This window comes from Stenotrophomonas riyadhensis, from assembly GCF_040256885.1.
Taxonomy (GTDB): domain Bacteria; phylum Pseudomonadota; class Gammaproteobacteria; order Xanthomonadales; family Xanthomonadaceae; genus Stenotrophomonas; species Stenotrophomonas riyadhensis.
The window spans coordinates 1901806-1924526 of sequence record NZ_CP155568.1 but is presented as its reverse complement, the minus strand read 5'-3'; the positions used below and the strand labels follow the sequence as shown (position 1 = coordinate 1924526).

General features: G+C 58.6%; 18 protein-coding genes and 1 pseudogene. 9 read left to right on the top strand and 10 right to left on the bottom strand.

Going from position 1 to position 22721, the window contains the following annotated elements; genetic code table 11:
- Positions 1-27: 27 nt before the first annotated feature.
- Together SriyCCGPB3_RS09140 and SriyCCGPB3_RS09135 are read right to left on the bottom strand one after the other, a co-directional pair.
- Positions 28-759 (bottom strand): hypothetical protein, encoded by a 732-nt coding sequence (locus tag SriyCCGPB3_RS09140; RefSeq protein ID WP_350260365.1) that lies wholly within the window; start codon positions 757-759, stop codon positions 28-30.
- Between the two features lie 98 nt (positions 760-857).
- Complete coding sequence (locus SriyCCGPB3_RS09135; RefSeq protein WP_350260165.1) at positions 858-1697, bottom strand: type 1 glutamine amidotransferase domain-containing protein; 840 nt, start codon at positions 1695-1697, stop codon at positions 858-860.
- A 96-nt stretch (positions 1698-1793) separates the two neighbouring features.
- On the opposite strand from SriyCCGPB3_RS09135, the gene SriyCCGPB3_RS09130 reads away from it, so the two are divergent.
- From SriyCCGPB3_RS09130 to SriyCCGPB3_RS09115, 4 genes are all read left to right on the top strand, one after another.
- A complete protein-coding gene (locus SriyCCGPB3_RS09130; RefSeq protein ID WP_350260164.1) occupies positions 1794-2711 on the top strand; it encodes a LysR family transcriptional regulator in 918 nt (305 codons plus the stop codon).
- A 552-nt stretch (positions 2712-3263) separates the two neighbouring features.
- Complete coding sequence (locus SriyCCGPB3_RS09125; RefSeq protein WP_350260163.1) at positions 3264-3620, top strand: hypothetical protein; 357 nt, start codon at positions 3264-3266, stop codon at positions 3618-3620.
- Positions 3621-3993: 373 nt separating this feature from the next.
- Positions 3994-4287: a DUF4031 domain-containing protein gene (locus SriyCCGPB3_RS09120; protein WP_350260162.1), complete on the top strand. Its 294-nt coding sequence runs from the start codon at positions 3994-3996 to the stop codon at positions 4285-4287.
- Between the two features lie 16 nt (positions 4288-4303).
- A complete protein-coding gene (locus tag SriyCCGPB3_RS09115; RefSeq protein WP_350260161.1) occupies positions 4304-5518 on the top strand; it encodes a nucleoside triphosphate pyrophosphohydrolase family protein in 1215 nt (404 codons plus the stop codon).
- Between the two features lie 1482 nt (positions 5519-7000).
- On the opposite strand, the gene SriyCCGPB3_RS09110 is transcribed toward SriyCCGPB3_RS09115, so the two are convergent.
- From SriyCCGPB3_RS09110 to SriyCCGPB3_RS09085, 6 genes and pseudogenes are all read right to left on the bottom strand, one after another.
- Positions 7001-7228 carry a C1 family peptidase gene (locus tag SriyCCGPB3_RS09110; protein WP_350260160.1) on the bottom strand — a complete coding sequence of 76 codons (228 nt, stop codon included), beginning with the start codon at positions 7226-7228 and terminating at the stop codon, positions 7001-7003.
- A 395-nt stretch (positions 7229-7623) separates the two neighbouring features.
- Entirely contained in the window at positions 7624-8619 is a 996-nt protein-coding gene (locus SriyCCGPB3_RS09105) for an ImmA/IrrE family metallo-endopeptidase (RefSeq protein ID WP_350260159.1), read from the bottom strand.
- Between the two features lie 18 nt (positions 8620-8637).
- Positions 8638-8973, bottom strand: a complete 336-nt coding sequence (locus SriyCCGPB3_RS09100) for a helix-turn-helix domain-containing protein (protein WP_350260158.1) — start codon at positions 8971-8973, stop codon at positions 8638-8640.
- The gene (locus SriyCCGPB3_RS09095; RefSeq protein ID WP_350260157.1) at positions 8970-9245 is read right to left on the bottom strand and encodes a hypothetical protein; all 276 of its coding nucleotides are present in this window, start codon (positions 9243-9245) and stop codon (positions 8970-8972) included. The genes SriyCCGPB3_RS09100 and SriyCCGPB3_RS09095 overlap by 4 nt, the downstream gene beginning before the upstream one ends.
- A 687-nt stretch (positions 9246-9932) precedes the next feature.
- Positions 9933-10175, bottom strand: coding sequence for a DUF2274 domain-containing protein (locus SriyCCGPB3_RS09090; RefSeq protein ID WP_350260156.1), 243 nt, complete (start codon positions 10173-10175; stop codon positions 9933-9935).
- A pseudogene (locus tag SriyCCGPB3_RS09085) lies at positions 10172-10627 on the bottom strand (TrbI/VirB10 family protein); the annotation flags it as partial. The gene SriyCCGPB3_RS09090 and the pseudogene SriyCCGPB3_RS09085, both read right to left, overlap by 4 nt.
- 533 nt (positions 10628-11160) lie before the next feature.
- On the opposite strand from SriyCCGPB3_RS09085, the gene SriyCCGPB3_RS09080 reads away from it, so the two are divergent.
- Complete coding sequence (locus SriyCCGPB3_RS09080) at positions 11161-11820, top strand: YiiX/YebB-like N1pC/P60 family cysteine hydrolase (protein ID WP_350260155.1); 660 nt, start codon at positions 11161-11163, stop codon at positions 11818-11820.
- A 198-nt stretch (positions 11821-12018) separates the two neighbouring features.
- Positions 12019-12444, top strand: coding sequence for a hypothetical protein (locus SriyCCGPB3_RS09075; RefSeq protein ID WP_350260154.1), 426 nt, complete (start codon positions 12019-12021; stop codon positions 12442-12444).
- A gap of 42 nt (positions 12445-12486) precedes the next feature.
- Here SriyCCGPB3_RS09075 and radC read toward each other — a convergent pair whose 3' ends face one another.
- A complete protein-coding gene (gene radC, locus SriyCCGPB3_RS09070) occupies positions 12487-12996 on the bottom strand; it encodes a RadC family protein (protein ID WP_350260153.1) in 510 nt (169 codons plus the stop codon).
- A 313-nt stretch (positions 12997-13309) separates the two neighbouring features.
- Between radC and SriyCCGPB3_RS09065 the strand changes: the two genes are divergently transcribed.
- The 3 genes from SriyCCGPB3_RS09065 (at position 13310) to SriyCCGPB3_RS09055 (ending at position 16090) form a co-directional block, all read left to right on the top strand.
- A complete protein-coding gene (locus SriyCCGPB3_RS09065) occupies positions 13310-14293 on the top strand; it encodes a hypothetical protein (protein ID WP_350260152.1) in 984 nt (327 codons plus the stop codon).
- Positions 14294-14344: 51 nt separating this feature from the next.
- Complete coding sequence (locus SriyCCGPB3_RS09060) at positions 14345-15604, top strand: hypothetical protein (protein WP_350260151.1); 1260 nt, start codon at positions 14345-14347, stop codon at positions 15602-15604.
- A 114-nt stretch (positions 15605-15718) separates the two neighbouring features.
- Positions 15719-16090 (top strand): helix-turn-helix transcriptional regulator, encoded by a 372-nt coding sequence (locus tag SriyCCGPB3_RS09055; protein WP_350260150.1) that lies wholly within the window; start codon positions 15719-15721, stop codon positions 16088-16090.
- Positions 16091-16099: 9 nt separating this feature from the next.
- Here the strand turns inward: SriyCCGPB3_RS09055 and SriyCCGPB3_RS09050 are convergent, their stop codons facing one another.
- Positions 16100-22678, bottom strand: a complete 6579-nt coding sequence (locus SriyCCGPB3_RS09050; RefSeq protein WP_350260149.1) for a hypothetical protein — start codon at positions 22676-22678, stop codon at positions 16100-16102.
- Positions 22679-22721 lie beyond the last annotated feature (43 nt).

Genomic DNA, 22721 nt, shown 5'->3' with positions numbered 1-22721 from the left:
CGTGGATGCTTCGGCTTCAACGCCCCATCACTTCCAATGATCCGGCCCCAGGAACGGCAGGCTCAACACAAACACCGGAACCGCCACAGGAATCAGCGCCGCGCCCAGCACCTTGCCTGCGGCCGTCCCAACACCCGGCTTGTCCTCCCTCTCCGGCAGGATCCGCTGCGCCCGCGCACTGATCGGCTGCGCCAGCTTCCCCTTCTCCGCCAGCGCAGCGGCATCCGGCAACTTCACCCGCTCGCCGTCGCCCTCGAACAGCGCGCTGTAATAGCTGCCGCCCTTCTTTGAAAGATTGCAGGCCCGGTCAAACGCCAGCGCGTAGCGGCTCCGATCCTGCGGCAGGTAGTAGCGCGCCCGCTCATCCACATACTTCGCCTCGCGCGGGAGCACCTCAATCCGCTCCAGCTTGAACTGCGCGGCCTGTTCCTGCGTCACCTGCTCCGGCCGCAGCAGCAGCGCATAGCTGCCGTGCACCTTCACCTTGTTGACCGGCTCGCGCCAGTCCTCATGGAAGTACATCTGCGCGCAGGCCACCGCTTCGCGCAGCGGGCTGTCCATCAGCGCGCGGTACTCGCGGAACGGCGCGGCATTGAAACGCATCGGTTCTTCAAAGCGCGGTAGTAGATACAGTTGGCCGTCATCGGCCACGAACGCACCCGTGATCTCGCGGCTTGAGGCGTGCTCCTCCGGGCCACTGGCACAGCCGGACAGCAAGCCAAGGCACAGCGCGGAGAGAATGAAAAAAGACGTTCGCATGTCGTGTTCGAGGGCTTCCCTGGGAAAACGGCCCCGCCCGGAAGGACGAGGCCAGCCCACCATGGTGCCACGGCACCGCATGCGATGCAGAATCGGCCTTACTTCAACCGCTCCACCAACCGCTGCCCCACCTCCAGCGCCGAAGCCGGGTTCTGCCCGGTAATCAGCTCGCGGTCCACCACCACATGCCCAGTCCACGGCGTGGCGTTGCTGCTGAACTTCGCGCCCGCCCGCTGCAACGCGGTCTGCGGGTAGAACTTCATCTCACCGCCGCCCAGCAGCGGCTTGGCCTGCTCTTCCTCCTGGTTGCTGATCACCGTCATCTGATAGCCGCTGTAGATCCACTTCGGCGTGGCCGGCGTCGCACCCGCTTCCAGCTTTGCCACAAAGCCACTGGCATCCGGCAGCGTGGACAGCAGCGCGATCGGCCCGTGGCAGACCAGCGCGGTGGTCTTGTTGCGCTGGTGGAAGTCGGCCAGCAAGCGGCCCAGCGCCGGGCTCTTCAGCAGGTCCTGCATCGGCGCGTGGCCCCCGGGAATGTAGACCGCATCGAAACGCGCGTAACCCTGCTGCTCGATGCGCGCCAGGCTGACCACCGGCGAGGCCGTCGGCGAGGTCAGCGCCAATTTCTCCAGCAGATCCTTGTGCAGCGTCAGCTGCGCGGCATCGTTGCCGAAGTACGCCGGCGTCACCGAGGAGGCATCCACCGTTGGCGCCCGTCCCTGCGGCGTGGCGAAGGTCACCTCGTGGCCGGCGTCCAGCAGCAGCTTGACCGGCTGCATCAACTCGTTGAGATAGAAGCCGGTGGGCAGCACCTTGCCGTCCTTCAGGTCCAGGTGGTTTTCGTCGGACAGCACCACCAGCACGTTGGCGGCATGCGCGCCAGTTGCGGCCAGGGTCAGGGCAAGCGCTGCGGCCAGCCGGGTCATCAGGTTCATGGGGAGCTCCTATCGGGGAATGGCGGCCACTTTATTCATCGCCCCAGCGGCGATAAATTGGCCCCATCGCAAAACATCTGTTCCCCGGAGAGCCAAATGAGCCGCAAGTTCGACTACCTGGGCGATGTGGAGGTGTTCCTGGCGGTGGTCGAGCACGGCTCGTTCACGGCCGGCGCGGTGGCGCTGTCCACCACGCCCTCGGTGCTGAGCCGCGCGGTCACCCGCCTGGAAGCGCGGCTGGGCCGGCAGCTGTTGCAGCGGACCACCCGCCGCGTGGGCCTGACCGACGCCGGGCGGCTCTATCTGGAACAAGTGCGCACCGCCTTCGGCCTGCTGGACGACGCCGAGCGCGACGTACTGGCCCAGGACGGTGCGCTGGCCGGCCGCGTGCGCCTGAGCGTGCCCACCACCTATGGCCACTACCGGCTGCCGCCCGTGCTGGCGCGCTTTGCGCAGCAGTACCCGCAGGTACAGGTGGAACTGAACATCACCAACCGCAACGTGGACCTGGTGGCCGAAGGCTTCGACCTGGCCATCCGCCTGGGCCAGCTGCCGGACAGTGGGCTGGTGGGGCGGAAGCTGGAGGATGCGCCTTTGGTGCTGGTGGCCGCGCCGGACTACCTGCAACGCCGCGGCACGCCACAGACGCTGGACGACCTGCAGCAGCACCTGTGCCTGCCGTTCGTGATGCCGCGCACCGGGCGGCTGGCACCGTGGATCTTCCTCGACGGCGGGCGCGACGTGGACTGGCTGCCGCGTTCGTCCATCGAGACTTCCGACGATGTGCTGGGGGTGGTGTCGCTGGCCGAACAGGGCATCGGCATCTGCCAGAGCTATGAGTTCATCGTGCGCGAGCGGTTGCAGCGCGGGGAACTGGTGGAAGTGCTGCCGCAGCTGCGTGGGCGGTCGCGGCCGTTCTCGGTGATCTATGCACCGCATCGGCGGCAGTCGGCGGCGGCGCGGGCGATGATTGAGTTGTTGGTGGGGAATGCGGCTGAGGATCGCGTTGGTTGAAGTTGGGAGGCTCGTTGGCGGTGTCGGGTTTGAACCGCTTTTCGGGATGTGCGGCTGATCGCGTGCCGCTGCTTGGCGAGGCGGACTAAGAACTGTTGCAAAGAAGGCTGTCGCGCTATTCGCTTGTGGCATGGGCGATTGCGCCACTTTGATTCGCCATCAGCAGAGCAGCTGCGCGAATACGTCTGCTGGCGTCGCGTGCTGCACGAATGGTGCGTGCAACAATAGTTCTTCGCTCTCGGATTCTGCGATTCCTTCGCGAATTTCTATTGGCATTCGGAGCGGCGGCGTAAACACCATGACGCGCCACCGACAAGGGGTGGCCGGGTCTGCAAACCCGCATTGATGTACGCGTCTGTAGTTTGCGCTTGCCCGTCGGCACCGTCCTTAACCGGTGCCGGCGGGCAATCCGTCGGCCTTTCTGGCGGGCGGTGCGTGGGGATCTTCGGATCCACCGGTTCTATGACGCTACTTCATCCCGGTTTGCAGCCATGCATCGTCCGCCACCTCTTCGCGGTGGCGCTGTTAAGCACAGCCACGGAAGCCGACGCCATGAACGAGTCCGACACCTTCTCTTCGTACACCGTTGTTGAGCCCATCAACGACGACACTCCCCTGCCCGACCTGAACTCCCTGCTCGGCATCCTCAAGCGCATGCGTGGATGCGAGGGAGCAGATGGACACCCTTGGCCGGAAATCGACGTATCGCCCGGCCGACGCGTGAGTCTGGCCAGGAGCGAGCGCGCGATGGTGGGAGCGCTGACGGTACTGGAGCTGCTGCACGCGGCAGACCGCTGCCGGGTGGCAGCGGACCCGGAACGGCATTTGGATGAGGGCGTTGTGGATGGGCTGTTCCTGGCTTGCCGGGGGTTGGTTGAGTGGGCTTGTCATGAGGTTAGGCCGGAGTAAACCGCCAGCAAATCAAGAATAGCCTCCCTCATGCATGGTGAAAACTTGTCACTCCACCCCATCTCTTTCGAGATGGACAAAAAAGCGCGACCATGCACATTGACTTAATCGACACGATCACAACCTCTGGCACAAGCTGCATTTTGGTTACTTTGGGGCGCCGCACAGCACCCATGAACTGAATTCTAGAAAAGTCAGTCGCAGCCCCATTCCTTGCGCAGACCAGTATGTCCAGCATAGATTCCGTTCGGGATCCAAAGCGCCACGACGTCGCGCAATACTTCAGGCGCGCGGATTAGCAATCACACGAGCGCCATCGAAGCACGTGGCGCCGGGATAGTGCATACTATAGCTCCACCTTGGAGGCAACCGAATGGCCGTCTATGTTGACTCCGAAGCCATCTTCTGGCGGGACAAGCTCTGGTGCCACATGGCAGCTGACTCACTTGAGGAGCTCCACTCATTTGCGAGACGCCTAGGACTTAAACGCAGCTGGTTTCAAGAGAACTGCCGCTATCCGCATTATGACATAACAATGGAGATTCGCGATAATGCACTAAAGCTCGGAGCAATAGATTCAGACCGACCAACCATTATCAATAGATGCAAAGTACTCAAGCGAGAACTATCCATAGTTCAGGATGATTTTTGGCCAACTGGTTTCTAGACAAGAAGGAACTTCCGTGAATCTAGCCAAGCGAAGAAATTCTATCCTTTCACTACCCGAATATTCACTTCGAAGTAGCGAGTCCAACAAATTTACGGCCTCTGACGACGAACTAGATAATCTTAGATTTGGCTTCTTTGGAGAAATCGGCAGCCTACTTTCGTCAGTCAAGCGAAGCATTCGAGACCAGGTTACCGAGAGTCAGAGCGAGCTGGCTAGCGAAGAGCTTGGAGATGCGCTCTGGTACCTATTCGGGGTTGCTCGCACCCTAGGTATCGCTCCCGACTCGCTTGGCGAGGCTTGCATCAGCACTCTTCGCACTCGTGCAAACGAGATTGCCAAATTGCCAGCGGCCCCGATCACTTTTGCGAACATTGATGGTGTGTTGGACTCCCGCCACGGTCAATGGGATATCACGCGCACCCAGCAATTGGGCTCAATCGCGAACGCAGCAGGGATGTTAGCAGCGACAGCTAAGGAGCAACTGAAGGCAATGGCCTTACCCGCCGCGACTACGTATCTCGGCAAAATATTCTCTGAGTGGGCCCTAGCGTGCAGTGCATTTGAACTCCGAACTGAAGATGTCGCTCGCGAGAACCTTGCGAAGATCGCGGACCGCTGGCCAGCCAAATTGAGTTTTCATCCACTATTCGATCCTGAATCAATCTACGAGGAGCATGAGAGATTTCCGAGAGAGTTCAGCATTGAATTTATTGAACGCCAAAGTTCAACCTATCCTTATGTAGTTCAACGACTGCGCCAGGTTAACATCGGGGATAGATTAACTGATAATAGCAATGAACCGGACGGCTATCGTTTCCACGATATCTTTCATCTCGCTTATGTCGCCTATCTTGGCTGGTCCCCTGTACTTCGCGGACTTTTGAAACTGAAGAGAAAATCCAACCCCGTAATCGATGAGAATCAGGACGGCGCGCGCGCCATGATTATTGAAGAGGGAATTGCAACATGGATCTTCAATCACGCCAAAGATCGTGACTTCTACGAGGGCATTAAACCAGGAAAGCTTGACTTTAGCCTGCTGAAGCAAATTCGCAGCATGGTTGATGGCTACGAAGTGGGCTCATGCCCACTATGGCAGTGGGAACTAGCCATTCTATCTGGATTTGAAGTATTCAGGGAACTAATCCGAAATAAAGGGGGAACCGTGACAGTTAACATGATTGATCACACGCTAAAATTCATTGCTCCAACCGACCAACGAAAATGACACCAACGAGCTTTGTCCGTGAAATCGCGTCTCTGAAGATGAGCGGCGTTTTCAACCCCTATTGCGACACCTGCCCCGTCCACGACCTCTCTGACGCAGCGTCTATACGACGCAAGAATCTTCGAGCCTACCTAGCCTCGACAAAGGAGCTCGGCGTTGACACCATCTGGATGGGCAGGGATTTGGGCCATCGAGGAGGTCGGCGAACAGGAATTGCGCTCACGGATGAAGTGCATCTGATCGCGATGAATGATCTGTATCCAGGTCATGCCTATAAGCGTTCAACGCGAGGACCTGCTGTCGCGGAGAGAACGGCGGATGAGATATGGTCCATTCTAAAGCAACTCTCCGTCCCGCCATTTCTGTGGAATGTATTCCCCCTGCATCCACATGAGATTGATAATCAACTTAGCAATCGTCGTTTTACCGCAAAGGAGCTTCGAGAAGTTGAGGACCTCAACGCGACCCTAATTTCTTGGTTAGGAATTCGCCAAATTATCGCAATCGGGCAAGACGCCGGCGCATACGCTTCCAGATTTGACGTAAAAGTCACCACCATTCGACACCCAAGCTATGGCGGGATCAGGGCTTTTCGCGCAGGGATGCATGATGCATATGGGCGAGAGTGGAAGTCTCCATCTCATATATATCAGGGCACACTGAGCTTATCGTAATCTTCCTTTTAAGGCGGTAAACCATTGAGCAGCGCCGTCGTTGCCCGAGCACCACCAAATGCTTCGACATCGAGATTCGCAAGTGAACTGATGCACGTTAGCGTCCCAATCCCGAACCCTGATTCGCGAGCCAGGAAAGACTGCAGGCGACTTATGCCAACAAGGTTCCCAAGAGCCCGCGCCGCGTACGAATGTGCGCGGTAAAATGCTGTTACGTGCACACGCTGATCGAACAACTTGACACTAAGATGACTCATGCAAGGCAAGTTTCTGTTCGGCCTAGATGCCGGCCCAGATATAGGTACTTCGCACCATGGGCCACCCGCCTCAGATGCGACCATGTCCTCCGGCTGCAAGGTGCCAAGTTCATAAACAGCCTTCCACTCCGCCCCATTCTGAGCTGCTCGGAGTTTTCTCACTACCCTCTCAAGGGGATTGAACATTTGATCCGTCCCAGGATCCCGACGCTCCATTAATCTCCAAGCGTATGTCCCCCAGGTCCCCTTCTTCTTCCCTCGCCGAATCGCGTCCAAGTAGTGCTCATAGAATCCCGGTCGGCCATGCTTTCGGTACATTCGATCCGGAAAAATTGTGCCCGCCACAGTCGCCAAAGCCAGATCCTGCGTGTGGGTTCGTAGAGCCAAGTCGACAGTGTCATAGATAATCTGGTCCGGCGGCAGCAGTTCGCTCGGATTGGTTATCTCCAGCACGTAATTTAACGCAGTACGATCATTCTCAGCATGCAATGAACGGCACGCCGTGAGCCAAACTGGTGCAATCCTGTCGCCGGTAAATAGCTTTGCCATTCCTACACTCCAAATGCGCAAATCGTGTGCTGCGCGATGTATGACGAAGATATCCACGCCTTTCCTTCAGTCCCCCACCCCCCACCCCAGCTATTCCTGATAAGAAAGTGGGTCTGCCCTCCTTCGACTCCCAAGGCCACCGCAACAACCGCATGCCCAGAGTCTGGAACAACATTCCCGCCATCCTTGATGCGACCTTCCACTGGACGGTAGAAGTTCTCAGTCAACATCAATCCCAATCCAACTGCCCTGCCTTGTTGGAGTTCAGCCGAAAGGACCCCTACATCGGTCGATAATTCCCCGGCCTGATGCCCATAGCAGTCTAGGGGGGCAGGCAACGGCGGAAGAGGGAGCATCGGATCTTCGGGCTTATACGGGCAATCTCTATCGAGCGCCACACTTCCAGAGGCAGCCAGCGCCGCGTGGAGACTTAAGCCTAACCCAGGGAACCAATTGGGCATTGATCTCGCGGCATTTAGATATAGGTACTCTGGACTGAGCCCCTCCGGATGCGGGGAAGCAGAGTGGCCCAGTGCGCAGAGAGAGAAGGCGAGGCACGTACGACGCAGTCCCTGGTCCCTGGCATCCAACGCAAGCAGCGCCGAAACTTCCTGCGTGACGATCATTATGCCGATATACCTTTAGCTAGGGCCAGCTTAGCTGCAGAGGAAAGCCCATCTCCAGTTGCCTCGAAGCTCAATGACGAAGCATAGGTCGATATCGGCACCGCAGCAGCTTCCCAAGGGCGCCGCTCACTCAGCTCAAATGGCAGTCTGCGGCCGGCCGATTTACAGCGATTTTCCGGCCCGAGAAGGAGAGATTGGGTTTCATGCGAGCCAATGAGCTCATTGCTGCTACATTCCATTTTCTGCTCCAGACGGAAACCCTCGCTGCGGACGTCTTCAACTGACCAGAGATAGCCGGAGGGAGCATGATTCGGTAGTGATAGAACCACCTGATCACCCATCGCGGGTTCCAGAACCAAATCGCGATCACCGTCATCAAGAAGCCAGACGTCAGCCCTAGGATCAAAGTCCTGTCGCGCCAAAATTGTTCTTTTTATCTCAATTGGCTCTACTGCCTGGGTACGCTCAGCATCTGAACGATTCCAGATACTTAAGCGGACCAAGCTCCACGCCATTGCCGTGTAACTCACTCCAACTCTAAGTGAAAGCTGGTAGAGATTCTCTGGATTTTTCAATGAACTCACGGTCCAACCTTTTCGCCGCATAGCGAGCGATATAGTCGACCTAGAGGTCAAGAGGCTGTATGCAAACCAGTCCGCTTCAAGCTCAGACTTGGACGCACCCTGCCCGTATTGAATCCGATCATCAGCCGCAGAAGAGTGCCCATGAAAGAAATGCCCCAACTCATGCGCGCACGTAAGATGCGTCTGCCCTGACGGCCTCTGTGAATTTAGAATAATCCCCGGCGCACTTTCCCGAACGAAGGCACCAAGGAGGGTCTTCATCGGTCGACGGATGACAACAACGCCTGCCTGAGCAGCAATCCATTCCGGATCAACCCGAGTGTAACCCTGTTCGGCAATTCTCGAGTCAGCACCGAACTCTTTGATTACGCCTGCAGCACGTAGCGCCGAATTCTTCTGATAGCTGAGCATTCCCTACTCGCACTTAGTTCAATTTGAGCAATTCTTTAGAAACTCAGCAAAACGAGAAACCTCATCTACATCTTCCTGCGGCAGCCCCTTTATCGCACGAGCCAAGAAAGAGAATTGCACTGGACCAGCGGATTCAGCCTCTCGACCGGACTGCAAATACTCCACAGTGACACGATAAAGCAGAGATAACTTTCTTAACTCAACAACACCAACATCACGAACTCCAGCCTCGATCTGGGAAACATGACATGCAGGAATACCGAGGGCGCTCGCGACTTCAGCTTCGGAGAACCCCAAGTACTCGCGGGCCCTCTGCAATCGCTCCGAACAGGTCGAAGCGTCAGAGGAGGTCATGCTTTAGCACTCCTCACAGCCTCTTCCACACTTTCCGCGAGCTTCTGCACAAACTCATCCTTGTCCTTGTACCCGCCCCGCTGAATAACCGAATCTACTGGAATCTTCTTGCCGTAGAGCTTATCAAGCTCGACGAGCACCTCGACAGCGGTGAGAGAATCCATCGAGGCACCAAGACCGCCGACGCCCGAACAATCCCCGTCGCCAGGGATTTCATTCTCATCCCAGAACTCCCCAAGAATTCGAACCAGCTCAGCCCTTTTCTCATCCATTTTATGGCTCGGCGTATGCACTTGAAAAAATCCTAGCACGCAGTGAATTGCACCTCAATAGTGCAGCTATACCGACAGGCGCCCCCCCCCCCCTCTCAACTTGCCACAACCGCAGATCGAACTACAGCAGTGCACCAAGAAAACTGCGACTTGACGAAAGCAGTCATGCGCTTCCGACGCGCGAGGCTTAGATTCGTTGGCGGGCCAAGCGATTGGGTTTTCACCATGATCGAACGCGCCTATCTCGCTGGAGAAGGATCAGCGCAACGCCCAATCCTACGGTACTGTCCCACCATAACTGGCCGGAGCGAAGAGCTACCTCACCGACGCAGGATTCTGATCACCATCTCGCGATTCAGGCTCGAGCCATATGACGCCAAAGCTACAGAAAAAATTTGCTCCTTTTGTTATTGAAATGATTCGCAGCTGAAACAACAAGGGCGCCTCTCGGCGCCCTTGTTCTCTCAACTCATTCCCACTCGATCATCAACAGGTCTCGCAAGTCCGCGTGGATAAAGGGATTTGCGATGATCGACATGGGCCACTACCGTCGTTTTTACCGTCGTCCGACAAGAGCTTCGTCTGGCGCGGAAGATGGAGAGATTTGCGGGGCGACGACTCTAGCAACACCATCGTCAATCGCCTTCTAGGATAGCGCAGACAAGCGTAGCGGTCTCCTTCCAATCCTCACTTCGTTGCCAGCTTCAGAGTCGCCTGCCCTCCCCTCTTGAACCCCCGATCCCCCGCCATGAACGCCTCCAGCATGTGCGGGATCAGCGTCGTGGCATCGACCGCCTCGCCATAGGTCTGCGCGTGCAGTGCGGCGTAGCGGTCAAGATCGGCCTTCAAGCTGGCCGGGCACGCGAAGGTCATCTTCGTGGATTCCAGTTTCGGCAGCGGCCCGAGCCGCAGCTTTTTACCCGTGCTCATCGCATCGCTCCCCGGTTGAAGAACATCGGCTGGTACGGCCGCAGCACCAAGTCGCGGTTGACGATGATCCGCACCGGCAGGCCCGGCCGCTCGGTCAACGTCGGCTGGATGTTCATGTTGCGCCGGGTCATCTCCTGTCCGACTTGGTTGATGCTGTCCTGGGCGCTGTCGCGCCCCGCGATCACGATGCGGTTGCCGTCCTGGCGGTTCTCGGGCGCGGCCAGCTCGGCACCTACGCCCAGCAGCGTCGTCAGTGCCGCGCCGGCGACGATGCGGCCCCAGTGGTAGTCCACGCCATCTTCGAGGCCGGAGTAGCCGGCCGGGTCGGTGCCCACAAGGTTGTCGATGGTCAGCGAAGACGTGTCCGGCAGGATGATCCGGTTCCACACCACCTGCACGCGACTCTGCCCGTAGCTGACCTGGCTGTTGTACTTGCCCATGATGCGCGAACCTGACTTGGCTGTTGAAGAAAGCGCACACCGGATTCCTAGATTCGGAGCCCAGCCTTTCGGCTGTTCGGTGCGGTCGGCACGAGGAACCCGGTTGGCCCTGTTGCCACCGTCTTTCCTGAGTTCATCGCCCGCGACGGTCAGGAGCGCGCGGACGGGGGCCGTCAAGGAGACAAGCGCAGGGTTGGTGCGGCCCGCAGGCGCAGCCGAGGACACGGCCCTACGCGCCTTGATGGCACACGGCCGCGGGCTACAGTCGCGGACAAGGTGATGAAGTCAGGGAAGACGGCTGGACATGGCAACGGCCTTCCCTGTGTGCAGACCGCACGGCAAGCGAAGCGCGCAGGCCCGAAGCTGGAAGCCGGGCCGGAGGCGTCAGGGATGTGGAAGGCTGGCGTATGCCAGTCCCGTCAGGGATGAGCGGATAGCGAACCTGGAGCAGCGCGATCCGCAATGCGGAGACGCACAAGTTATTCGTTTATTCTATACTCTTATATGTGCGACTTGCGCTCGATGACGGGGGAAGAATGAAGATGATGTGCGCCAGTGAACTTCGCGCGGGCGATGTTCTGCTTTGCTATGAAGACAAAAAACTCGACCCGGTTGGTAAAGGCATTACTCACGTTACAGGCAGTGAATACACGCACGCCGCAATTTGCATTAGCTCTAGCGTCGCAGCAGAGGCAACGGTTTTAGGGGGCGTATCCAAAGTTCAGATAGAAGCCATCATCAATCGCTACGATCACGTCGCCGTATTTCGTCAGCCTGATGCGTGGCGACCTCCAGAGCGCATTCAAGCCATGAACGATTTTATTGATTCCATCGTGGCGTCTAAAGCGAAATACAACCTGCGCGACATAGCGACTTTCAAGAAGCGAAGCGAAGTTCACCAGCTTTCCCTCACTGAGCAGCTCCATGCGTTCTTTAACGGAACGTATGCTCCCGCACCTATCGAGAAAGGCAGCTATTTCTGCTCCGAGCTCGTGGTGAATTGCTTTATCGTCACCGGCTTCATAGACCCGAGTGCCGCCGTGCTTTATCAAGCGAATGTCACATCACCGGGTGCGTTGGGGCGAGATCCCACGTTCGGAACATTTTGTGGATATGTTTCGAGCGTACCCAACTATTCGGCTCCTGCCACGGACGAATTTTTCAATCACTCGACATTTGATGAAATATTCAGCAATGGGGCATAGCGGCAAGTCACCGCTTAGGTGGGCGTGGGCTGTAGTCGTCAGCGATCGAGGCCCAAGATCGAGCTCGATGTGAAATACAACAGAGTGGCTGGCCATAGGCCGGAAACACTCAAAATATAGGGAGTGACGATGGTGCAAACTGCTATGGGCAGTGACCGACAGGTATGGGCCAATCACCTTGGTCGAATCGTTTTTTCCATGAATGAGATCGACTGGCTTCTAGGGCGAATCCGCGTAGATGTGTTCAAGGAAGAATTGTCGGTGAATTGGTTCAATAAGACGTTCTCCGATCGTCTCGTTTCGATCGCAGAGAAGATCAAACAAGTGCCAGGCTCGCCCGCAATGGACGAGTTGAAGCAACTCCTCAAGCGTACCGAACCTCTCAATGAAGCCCGCAATCACGTTGCCCACGGGATGCTTGGGTTGGTCGGTGCACCTGAAGGCGCACCGCGTGGCGCGTCGTTCGTGATGACTCGATATCACAAGAAGAAGATGCACGAAATCAACTTCGATATGCTGGTAGAACGAACGAAAGAAGCGATGAAATTAAGTGACGACTACTCCCGATTCTGCGCCATGTGTCGGTTGCACGCGGAGTTCGTTGCGCCGTATCCGCATAGCTAGATAGTCGCAAAGGCGCAGCAAAAGGGGCCAAAGCCCCCTTGATCAAATCAAACCGCGCTCGGCGAAGGATGTAGCGAGGCTGCCCGCCACGATGATGTGATCCAGCGTGCGAATGTCCACCAAGGCGAGCGCCTCCTTGAGTCGCTGGGTCAACATCTTGTCAGCGCTGCTCGGCTCGGGGCTGCCACTCGGGTGGTTGTGCGAAACGATGACCGCCGCCGCATTGAGCCGCAGTGCCTCCTTGACCACTTCACGCGGATAGACCGATGCGCTGTCGATGGTACCGTGGAACATCTCGGCGTAGTCAATCAGGCGATGCTGCACATCGAGGAACAGCACGGCGAACACCTCATGCTCGAAGCCGGTCAGCTTGGCGCGCAGGAAGTCCTTGACCTCCATCGCCGAACTGAACAACGCACCGCGCCGCATCTTGTGCTCGATGACCTGGCGCGCAGCTTCCAGAATCTGGTCAGCCGTCGCCGGCGGGTAGTGGCCCTGCGAATCGCGCACCATCAGCGCGGCATCGAACGAGGAAAAGGACAGTTGCGACATGATCGTGCTCCGGTTGCTCGGGCGGAATTGCCCGGAACCGTCGCCAGCACGGCGCAGCGCAAGCAGTCAGGGGTCCCAGACGGCCGCCAGGACGCAAGCGCGCACCAGCGCGCGCCGCCCTTGACGGCGAGAACGCCGTGATACGATGAAGGGAACAGCAAGACCGCCTACACCCGCCCACTGCACACCCTCGGCTTTTGGCGCAAGCGGAGCGCGCAGGCCCGGATCAGCGAGCCGGGCCGGAGGCGTCAGCCGAGCGAAGCGAGGGGACGATGGAAGCCCGTAGGGGGCGAGAATCGCGCAGCGAGGCTCGATGCGCAGCACGACAGCGCGACCGGGCATGCTCCGTTGGCCGGAGACGTCCGAATTTCAACGCGAAATAAACGACCTGCGCAAAACGAACAAACGCTATGCTTACAAAACTCACAGCAATTCTTTCGATTCGATGATGAAAGCAACAAAAAAACAGAACAAAGGTAAGTCCGATTACTTCTCTGCCGGCAAGCCCGTGCATCGGCTGTCTTATTGCGCCTTTCTGGATGTCCTGGGCTTCTCGGAGAGGATTCGTGCCAGCTACAAGGACGGCAGTGCGGACAATGTGCTAGAGAGTTTTCACAAAATACTCGCCAGAAGCATCACCCAGCTTAAGAAGAGCACCGATGAATCGATGCTCTATTTCAAATCATTCACCGACAACGTGGTGCTAGCCCATCCCCGGTTTAGCGATGACATGGAATCCGAGTTCGGGTTCATCCTTTGGGCCATCAATGAATATCAGTTTCAGATGGCGTTAAAAGGCTTCTTCATCCGCGGCGGCCTAGCGGTAGATCAGTTGTTCATAGATGAGAACAGCGTGTATGGCGCAGCCTTGCTGGAGGCCTATCGTCTTGAGAGCAAGGTGGCAGTCAATCCCGTCGTCGTTCTGTGCGACAACACGATGAAGCTGGTGAATAAGCATCTCACCTACTACTCTGGTGAGATCGCCCCCCAACTCAGGGATGTGCTGAAGGGCCCTGATGGTCGCTATTTCCTGAATTATCTGACGGAGTGCATTATCGAAGGCGACGATCGAGATTACCTCGATGACAAGTCTCTTCGCCGTCATAAGAAGCAGATCGAATCGGCACTGAAAGGCTATGCCGCAGTTCCGGCTGTCTTTTCGAAGTTCGCGTGGCTCGCTTCATATCACAACTATTTCTGCGACATGGTTTCCGGCTATCCGGAATATAAGGACTCGCTGAAGGTGTCCGCGAAGCTCGCTGCAACTCAATTTCAACGCCTCTCCGAGAAGAAGTGAGCCGTCAATGCAACCTTCCACGCCCCTTCAGATCTAGCCCAAGAGAAGTTCATGCTCGATATTCCTGTTGCCGACGCTCTGTTGTCGGCCCTTCTCAACCGTGACGCAGTTGCACTCGATTCCATCGAGGCACACCGCGCTGCCGAATGCGCGTCCATTCGCACTGTCATCTGCACCGATGCTCCGGGTGCGGTCGATCTGGACCTCGGTCTCAGCGCGTCCTCAAGCGACTATGTGACCCCTTTTTTTGAAGGGCCGCGTGCGTTCTTTATGTCAGCCGGAGCAAACGTCCAAGCCCGCCTCACTGGCGGCAGCTCGAACGTGCTGATCGACTTCTCTCTGAGCTTCGACTCGAATTTCGCAGAGAAGCTGCGCGCAGTCATCGCCGGCGAGAACATTCAGCAAGCTGATCGCGACCGGGTCATCGAGATTCTCATGCTCAAGGCTCGAAACCGCCATGTGCAGTTCGACGTGATGCCGTTCCTCATCGAGAACACGCGACTGGCCCGCGACGAGCCCTCCAACGAGCGTCCCCTGAACACGCTGATCGCTTTCCGCATGCTCGACCACTTGGATTGGGACGACTTTCGGGACGATCCCGGTCACTTCGCTTTCGATACTTCATACGAGGCCCTGAAGGGCCTGCTTCGGCCCGATGCCGAAGCTTTCCTGGCAGATCTGCAAGCCAGTGAGCAGATCGATCATCACGAAGCCAAGAGCGCCGGAACACAAGCGCTGCTACTGCGGTTCGCTCGACTCTGGCATGAAGAACGCAAGCAGGACAAGAATCGCATCCTGCGTGAATTGCTCCGTTTCAGTATCCATAGGCTAGGGTCGATCCCACTCACCGAAATGCGGCTGATCTGGAGCGGCATGACCTCCAACCAGGGGTCGCCATTCTTCGGCCCCATCATGGGCCGCTCCCCTGAGATGCTGCAGAAGATTCGTGGCATGGCCTGGGACATGACGCTGCTCCGCGTCATGGAGCAAATCGCCACAGCCAGCCAGGTCGGCTCCTTCTTCATTCCCTATTTTGTGTCGATGGATCGCCGCTGGCGCCACTTGCTGCGCCTGAATCCTGTAAGACTGATGCTGATCGACGACGCGCATCGACGCGTGCTCTTCGCTCGCACCGATGAACTGGAATTCCAGCGCGTGCTCGGAGAATGCATGCAGACCGAATTTCAATCCGAGATGACATCTGAAAAGGTCGAGGCCCGCCGCAGGTCGGCGCAGGCCATTGAATTGAACGCAATGCAGCAGCTCGTGGCCGAAGAAGAGCGCCACTGCCTCGCAGTAACCGCCGAGTGAAGCCAGAAGACATTGCAAGAGCGCATTGAGTTCGCCGCGCTACGCTGCAGCAAGTTGTCGCGATAGGTGCTGAACGTCACCATGTCTCCATGCGACGTACTCATGGAGTTCTAGGTGGAAGACCTATCTCACGCACGCAACGCACCAGGCATCGACGCAGGCCAGTCCCTCCCCTTGCCGAGCACGAAAGCCTATGAGGCGCTGCCGCAATTTCCGAAACGCAGCGCCCTTCCCTTCCGGCGCACAATCCGCCGCCAGGAACTGCGGCAGATCGTCCCCCTGGCCGAAACGACGATCTACGAGATGGAGCGCCGCGGCGAATTCCCACGTCGCTTCAACCTGACGCCGCGCTGCGTCGTGTGGGACTTGGCCGAGGTGGAGGCATGGATCGAGCAGCGCAAGCAAACCCCACGCAACGGTGTCTCGAAACCGGACGTCCACTTACGAAAAACCCGCCCTGTCCGGGCAGGCTCAAGTGAGGAGTGAGGACGCCCTTTATTCGGACGAAAGGCGCTCAATGATTATTCGATACTGCTCCTCGCTAATCGGTGGATCGTTGCGCCGAGATAGCCATTCATCGGGCAGGCCTGCAATCGCGCGGAACCGCGGATAGAAATCGCGCCGCCGGTCAGGGTCGAGCGTCGCAAGAGCGCCCTTGGCTTGTCGAGAGAGGCCTCGCGGCGACCAAATCTGGCCGCGTTCATCGATGACAACCACCAGTGCGCGATGGGTAAAGCCGCTGGTGTCCCCGACGCGTCCACTCGACTTCCCTTTATGGTATTTCTGGAGCGTGAGAGAGACGACGAGACTACGCTCAGATACCTGGAGCAGGGAAAGCAGGGCGCCACGACTGACGAACAAGCGGTATCCAGTCTCGCTCCAGGCGTACTCACCCCGCCCCCCCTCAGCACCCCATGCTTCGGCGCGATAGGCTGCTCTCCCGTCGATTGACCAGCGGCGGATCGCCTCATCATCCGCGACAGTCCCCAACAGATCTCGCGTCCAATCTGATGGGAAAGGCCTGTCGAGTGCGGTAGTGGCACCATAGGGATCATGTCGATCGAGTTGGCGCTCGGTGTTCGGTGTCTTTTCGACCCATGACTGAACCGTGTGACCATCGCCGCCGAAGTGACGGGCAATCTCATCTTCATCATCAGGCAGCCATCTAAAGAATGCTTCCGCTGATACTACGGCCATGACCACCGCTCGCGCGTCGCTGGCATTCGCTAGTACGCTTTGAAGCGTGACTGTTGTGTCGCGCCCGATCGACCAACGTCCTGCGACCGGAAGCCAATCCGTCACCACCTTGCCGTCCAACAAGCCGAGCAATGGCGCCAGCAAATTGCTGTCTTCGCGAACTGTGCCTCTCTCACCGCTCTCCGGCATAGGCATTTCCGCCTCCTTGGTAAGGTCGAGCGGAAACGGATCGGTGAGATCAGCAAGCCAGAGACCGTCGCTTCTTGACAGCGTGTATTCCCTCAGGAACGCGGCCCAAGCATCACCATCCCAGTCCTCGCCGACTACCGCCCGTGTCGCCAGCAACTCACCAGCAACAAGCATGAGCGCATGCCATCCGAGATATCCGCCGTACCGATCTCGGTTCGGAACGTATCCCGACGACCAAGAGGCGTCTTCGCTTCTGCTACGTGGGCAATCGTGCATTCCTCGGACAGTTGTGTCCCAACGCCGCACCCATGCGTTGATGCGGTCTTCCACCTCCCAGCCTGGACAAGCGAAGACGTGACACAAGCGCTCGACCTGATATTTGTTGAAGTCGTAGTCGAGGTGGAAGCCGTCCTCTGGTCGCGGCGAGGCATCTGGCCTGGGGGCATACCGGAACTCACGGTAGTCAGTTCGAGGAACCAATGGGAAAGGCGACTGTTTTGCGGGGCCGAGCGTGGCGATAAGCGCTTCGCGCTCTTCGGGTGCAAGGGTCTGTGCAAGCTCGCGAAGTATGTCTATCGCGAACGCGCGCATGACGACGTGCGGAAACTCGGCGGAAAAGGCGATCCGCTCGAAGAACGCGCGATGGGAGGCAAGTGCGGGAGCAGCGTCTTTCGCTACGCGAGCGAGCGCTATCAACAGCCAGAGCTGCGCATGCATTACATAGAAAGGCAGCTTCGCATCGCCGAAAGGCAAGCTCTGAGCAGACCCAAAAAGCTCAATCAGTCGTTCAACGACATCGCAGCGTCCGGCTACCACCAAGCGCCGCACCGCATGAGCTGCACGCCAGCGCATTGCCGCGATGGGATGGCCGAGCCTTGCCCACACGAGCCCCGCCACGAATGTCGCCTCGTCGGAGGGAACCACAAAACGAGTGTCCCACGGCCCGTCCCCAACTTCGGACGGCAGCTTTTCACCTGTACTTGCCAGAAACCGTTCGAGGCCTTCCGCAATGGCGCTGGCACTGACGTCAGACGCCAGTCTCGCGGCAAGTGCGAGCCAGGCATTGCCACCAAGGCTGTCTGCGGTGCTCCGGAGCGCTGCAACTACGTGCTCGACAAGAGTTGCGCGGTCGGCATGGAAATGTTTCTCCAGTCCGCGCCAGCCGCCCCACGCGTCAGTGCTTGAACTGGCAAGTTCGGCGGCGTGCTTGGTGGCCAGGCGCAGTCCCAAGTCAGGCAGAGCATCGCGCATCGCCGCCGATGACCTGCCCCATTCCTCCAAGTAGTCGTCCAGCGCGTGGATTTTGTCGGCAAGCGTGGCAGCGGTTGCTTCAACGACCGCGCGGACGAATCCGAGGCGTTCGGCGGGCGAGTTTGCTCGCCTAGCCAGATCAATCAGTGTCCGAACCGGCCAGCGCCGCCCCGAATGATCAATTTCCTCGTTGAGAATCTGGCGGTCAATGTCGTCCGAGTCCGTGAGGTCCACCGGGAAGACGACCGGCGGCTCCATCGCGGTTGACGGAGACATGACCGTTCGCGATTCGGATTGGGGTCCAAGGCGAGTGAGCAGGCCCTCAATTCGTGTTCGAGCATGAGAAGTGGAAGGAAGACTGCGCTCAGCCAGGTCACGTAGCCCTTCGATCGTCTCTCGCGCCGGAGACAGTTGATCCTCACGATCAATCTCGACCAGAAGGAGGTCGAAGAACCATTCCCGTCGCTCTTGAGGTAGGCGACCAATGACCTCTGACGCGAAGCCCCAGATGTGCCACGTCCACGTTTCGACTGGAGCAGCCAAGCCAAACAGAGCGACGGCGGCCTCACCAGAGAGCTTCGAATCACGAACGAGGACAGTTAACGCTGGGCCGAGCGACAGTCCGAGCCGAGCGGCGTCACGATCATCCAGCCGTGCCAACGTAGCCAACATCGCCCGACCAGCGATCGGCACCATCGTTTTCGCGTATTCAGTCCAAGGAAACTTACCATCCTCGTTCTGATTCAGTTCGAGGATACGCGCCAGGGTGTGCGCTGCCGCCGGCGAAAGTTCGGGACCCGAATAGTGGCCGGTCAGCTCCAGCAAGTGATTGGTACGATCGAAGTCATCCGATCCAATGGCCTCGGCAAGATCGAGCGCACGGCGAAAATACGCTGAAGCCTCTTCAGTGCTTACTCGCCAGGCTGCGCGAGCGAGATCACCGTAGGATGAGATTCTGGATCCGACATCGGTATCGAGTTGGATCTTGCGCTCGATATGGCCGGCAAGAAGGAGCGCAGCATCGTGGCACTGGGGGGTGCGCGACAGTCGAGCAACCGCATTGGTCAGCTCCGGCGTGAATAGGCCTGGCGCACTCGCCGCCCACTCGGCCATGCGCTTCGCAAGCGAGGCATTGAACGCACCTAACGCATCAGCAAGATCGAAAATCACTCGGAAACCGTTTCGCGCGAGATACGCCTTCCCGTCGCGGTACGGATAGTTGGATGACTGCTCAACATCACGGACAAGCCGGTCAAAGGCTGTGATCACCACTTCGTCCCGCGTCTTTCCCTTGGGCAGGCGAATGATGTCGGCGACATCCTGTGCATAGCTCAGCATCGGCAAGATCCGGCTGGCAAGCGCGCGCGAATACTTCGATCGCTTCTCCTCATCGAGTCCACCATGCCTCTTCCGTCGGCGCCGAGTCCCATCGAACTTCGGCGCCGCCAGCTTCTGGTTAAGCACTCGACTGAAGGTCGCTGCGCCCCGCGATCGGGCACTTGCAGGCACCAATCCGATGAATTCCGCCGGTGCTATGTCAATCAAGGCGGCACGCTTCCGACTCAAGGCGGCTCGAACACCGGCGGCCAGTACGGCCACGTGGATCGCACGGTCGCTCGGATACTGACTGGAATAGTCATAGACGCTTGGCGATGTAAATGCAGTTCCAGCGAGGATGCTTGCCGCCTCTCTCTCCATGCCGAGTTCTATCGCCAGCGCTGATGCCAGCACGCTGGCCATCGCCAAGCCTTCGCTCTTTCCCTTCGCAGAAGCTGCGGCCGCAAGGGCCGCGACAAGCCTTCTGGCGTGGGATGGGTCATGACCAAAAAATGGAAGCGCAGCGGCGTAGAGTGCGCGAGATGGCAGTCGACAACGCAAGAGCCGCGTTGCGATGCGCTTCTTTGGCGGATGCGCCGAATGCTGGTGTCGATCCAAAAGATCGAACAAGTCCCGAAACTTGGTAAAGGCCACATCGTCTTCTCGACGGGCGAAGAACTCCGCAACGCGCAAGTCATTGCCCGCCAGCATCTCGACATAGGCGAAGCCAATATCGTCCCATTGCCTTGAGGTGCTCGATTCGCGAAAGCGAGCGCTGCGTTTGGTATGCGCGGCCCAATTGTGCCAATCGATTGATCGCCGGGCGTGGCGACGGGCCTCGTCTCGGTCCCCGGCGAAGGCGTTCGCAAGTGCAAGCGCGGCGTGTTTCCCCCCTGGCCAGCCAACATTGGTCGCGGAAAGCCGTCGCAAAGCTTCGGGGTCACCCGCCACTGCGGTGAGATCTGGGTGCTCGTAGAGGAAGCGGTCGGATCGCTCATGGCCCGCGGCAACGATCGACGCTTCCAGCAGCAGGCGCAGAAGATCGTCGCGCCGCTTCAGTTCTCCCACCAGTGCTATCGCGGCAGTAATTCGCGATAGACGGATGTCGCGTGCGCTTACCTGTGAAGCCCCTCGGGGAACACGCAAATCGTAGGCCAGCTGGATGAGCTGATCGGCATCGCGTAGCGAGGTGAGCAACGCTGGCAGCGCCCGGGCTGCATAGTTTGAGGTGAGCTGACGCTCTTGGAGAGCGGCGATAACACGATCTCGACCGGCCTGGCTCGCGCCATAGCTCGATCGGATCAGGGTCTCGGTCGGCTCATCGCGGAACATCAGGCCGTGAGGCGTTCGCTCTAGCAAGGGGGCGAGGTCGGCCGCGAAGCTTTCAACCTGCTCCGCGATCAAACCATGTGCCGCAGCAAGCTCTTCAATGGGAACTGGGGGCGCCAGTATGGCGATGCCTGTGAGCAGGAGGTCGATGTCCGCATCGCTTGCACCGCGGGCGCGTGCAGTTTCGCGCGCTTCGGTGAGACGCTTGCGAAGCAGCGCGTCGAGCAGATCTTGCGGCTCTCCCGGAGCGTCAGGGAAAGACACGGGATCAAACGGTCGTCCGGTCGTAATCAGGTTGTCGAGACAGCGTGGGTTGCGGCCTGACCGTGTCAGCAGAGCGGCGATCTCGTCGGCCGAAGCATCCGCCACGCGCTGCTCGACGAGGGAACGTACTTCCGCGTCAGTGAACAGTGGAACCGTGAACGGACGGTGCGAGGCATCGCCGGTTGCCAGTGCGAGCCGTTCAGTCCGGCACGATGCGACGATGCGAACGCCGTCGATTGGATCGACGCTGATGCTGCGCATGAGAAGGTGTGCGAACGACGAGGTCGCGGTTTCCCGCGCGGCAAGTCCGGCGTGGTCGATTGCGTCGAGCACCAATGAAACACATGCATCGCTGCGAGTTCGCCGAGCAGTCTCCACCGATTGGGCGAGCCGCCGGCGGAACGCCCTCAGCAAGCCCGTGACGTCCGCCACTGGCAACAGAATATCGCACAGGCCTTGCCCCGCCATGAGATTGGCAAGGTGGACAAGCGTCCTTTCCGGGAGGTGCCGACCGTCGGCAGGATCCCGCCAGCGACCGGCACCGAAGCCATCGAAGAGCACAACGGGACCATCGGCTCGCAATCGATCGGCGAGGCCTTGCATCAAGACAGTCTTACCCATCCCGCCCGCAGCATGGACCACGAGAGGAAGACCAGCTTCGCGGGCCAGGGTTGCAATGTCGCCAAGGACGTCACGCTGAATGACTATCTCAACCTCGGGGAACGCATCGGGCGTGGGATACAGGCGGTCCTCGTGCTCTACCTCCAGCTCGGCCAATACAGCTACCCGATCAACTCGTTTGTCCGCCTCACTACCGGGACCGGCCTTGATCCTGATGAGATTCCGCAACTTGAGCAGGCGTTTCTCCGCATCCGGGTCCCCTGGTTCGCTCCATGCGGCGAGCGTCGTTGAGATCGCACGCTCAGCCTCTATCAAGCTTCCCTTGCTACCGACCATTTCCAATCGCCGCAGTAGGTCTGCAAAGGGATGGGGATACTCTTTCAGAGCGTCACTGATCTGGCCTGCTTGGCGGGCGACATCACCGGCTTCTTGCGTGCCTGCGACAACCGCCGCGATCGCCTTCCCCAAGTTCTCGTGGATGGGCCTGTTCGTAGCAAATTCATACCGGACCACGGTGAGAACATGATCATCGCCATGCGTTGCTCGAAGCTCAGCATCGGTCACGGCAAACTTGGTAAGAGTTGATGCCAGGTCAGCAGCTCGCACTGCCGTGGCGGCGCTTGCGATCGAATACTTGAACTGAACGACCGTGACTCGATGCGCCCGGGCAACATCGGTAGCGCCGTGGTACCGGACAAGATCGGCAATCTCGACCGCACCCGTTCCCAAGCTCTGTTCGTCTCGTTCATCGAAGCCCTCGAGCGTGATCGCAGTAAGGTCGGTCGACGGCGGCAGGAGTTCAAGAGCGGTGCGCGCGGCCCAAGCTTCATGAAAGGCATGGCCCGCCTTTGAGGCTCGAACTTTGTCGATCTCTATCGGAGTTGTGCCGGTATCGTCGTCACTCATGGTCAGCTTGTTGTACCTGCGTCATCCAACCAAGGCTTCCAGC

What these genes read in the sequence shown, in the direction of transcription:
- SriyCCGPB3_RS09135 (WP_350260165.1), bottom strand. Translation starts at nt 1,697, where the DNA reads ATGAACCTGATGACCCGGCTGGCCGCAGCGCTTGCCCTGACCCTGGCC.
- SriyCCGPB3_RS09105 (WP_350260159.1), bottom strand. Translation starts at nt 8,619, where the DNA reads ATGCTCAGCTATCAGAAGAATTCGGCGCTACGTGCTGCAGGCGTAATC.
- SriyCCGPB3_RS09120 (WP_350260162.1), top strand. Translation starts at nt 3,994, where the DNA reads ATGGCCGTCTATGTTGACTCCGAAGCCATCTTCTGGCGGGACAAGCTC.
- SriyCCGPB3_RS09125 (WP_350260163.1), top strand. Translation starts at nt 3,264, where the DNA reads ATGAACGAGTCCGACACCTTCTCTTCGTACACCGTTGTTGAGCCCATC.
- SriyCCGPB3_RS09060 (WP_350260151.1), top strand. Translation starts at nt 14,345, where the DNA reads ATGCTCGATATTCCTGTTGCCGACGCTCTGTTGTCGGCCCTTCTCAAC.
- radC (WP_350260153.1), bottom strand. Translation starts at nt 12,996, where the DNA reads ATGTCGCAACTGTCCTTTTCCTCGTTCGATGCCGCGCTGATGGTGCGC.
- SriyCCGPB3_RS09095 (WP_350260157.1), bottom strand. Translation starts at nt 9,245, where the DNA reads ATGGATGAGAAAAGGGCTGAGCTGGTTCGAATTCTTGGGGAGTTCTGG.
- SriyCCGPB3_RS09050 (WP_350260149.1), bottom strand. Translation starts at nt 22,678, where the DNA reads ATGAGTGACGACGATACCGGCACAACTCCGATAGAGATCGACAAAGTT.
- SriyCCGPB3_RS09090 (WP_350260156.1), bottom strand. Translation starts at nt 10,175, where the DNA reads ATGAGCACGGGTAAAAAGCTGCGGCTCGGGCCGCTGCCGAAACTGGAA.
- SriyCCGPB3_RS09080 (WP_350260155.1), top strand. Translation starts at nt 11,161, where the DNA reads ATGTGCGCCAGTGAACTTCGCGCGGGCGATGTTCTGCTTTGCTATGAA.
- SriyCCGPB3_RS09100 (WP_350260158.1), bottom strand. Translation starts at nt 8,973, where the DNA reads ATGACCTCCTCTGACGCTTCGACCTGTTCGGAGCGATTGCAGAGGGCC.
- SriyCCGPB3_RS09110 (WP_350260160.1), bottom strand. Translation starts at nt 7,228, where the DNA reads ATGTTGACTGAGAACTTCTACCGTCCAGTGGAAGGTCGCATCAAGGAT.
- SriyCCGPB3_RS09065 (WP_350260152.1), top strand. Translation starts at nt 13,310, where the DNA reads ATGCGCAGCACGACAGCGCGACCGGGCATGCTCCGTTGGCCGGAGACG.
- SriyCCGPB3_RS09075 (WP_350260154.1), top strand. Translation starts at nt 12,019, where the DNA reads ATGAATGAGATCGACTGGCTTCTAGGGCGAATCCGCGTAGATGTGTTC.
- SriyCCGPB3_RS09130 (WP_350260164.1), top strand. Translation starts at nt 1,794, where the DNA reads ATGAGCCGCAAGTTCGACTACCTGGGCGATGTGGAGGTGTTCCTGGCG.
- SriyCCGPB3_RS09140 (WP_350260365.1), bottom strand. Translation starts at nt 759, where the DNA reads ATGCGAACGTCTTTTTTCATTCTCTCCGCGCTGTGCCTTGGCTTGCTG.